This is a genomic window from Psychrobacter sp. 1U2 (assembly GCF_051847575.1).
Genome location: NZ_JBPYDC010001638.1, coordinates 1 through 552, shown reverse-complemented (window position 1 = coordinate 552; position 552 = coordinate 1). Strand labels below are relative to the sequence as shown.

The 552-nt window shown below is 45.7% G+C and carries 1 protein-coding gene; it reads right to left on the bottom strand.

The features are described from left to right. Nucleotides 1-18 precede the first annotated feature (18 nt). Nucleotides 19-552, bottom strand: a 534-nt coding sequence (locus ACS8FD_RS23600) for an FAD-binding domain-containing protein (RefSeq protein WP_439277639.1), incomplete at its 5' end; no start/stop codon positions are given.

Here is a 552-nt window from a genome sequence, read left to right as displayed (position 1 = left end):
CAATAGCTAAGCTAATATTTATTCTTTTTTGAATTCGGCAATAGCCAGCTTGCGTGCCGATTTATGCTCGACCATCGGCGCAGGGTAGTCAATATCGGCAAACTTGCCACCTTTTGCCAATTCTTTGCGCATCTTGTCTTCGCTATGCAAGATGCTAGTAGGAATATCTTCTAACTCTGGTAGCCAAGTTTTAATAAACAGTGCTTTAGAGTCATGCGTATTGGCTTGGCTAAAGGGATTCATAATACGAAAGTAGGGCGCTGAGTCGGTGCCTGTTGACGCGCTCCACTGCCAACCGCCGTTATTGGACGCAAAATCCCCGTCAATGAGCTGCTGCATAAAGTAGCGCTCTCCTAAGCGCCAATCAATCAGCAAGTCTTTGGTCAAAAACATGGCGGTGACCATGCGCAGTCGATTGTGCATAAACCCCGTCGCATTTAAGCAGCGCATCGCTGCATCGACTAATGGTACGCCTGTTTTACCAGTGCACCATGTCTCAAAATCATCGCTATCGTATGACCAATTGATCTTGTTATCTGTTTCTTCTTTATA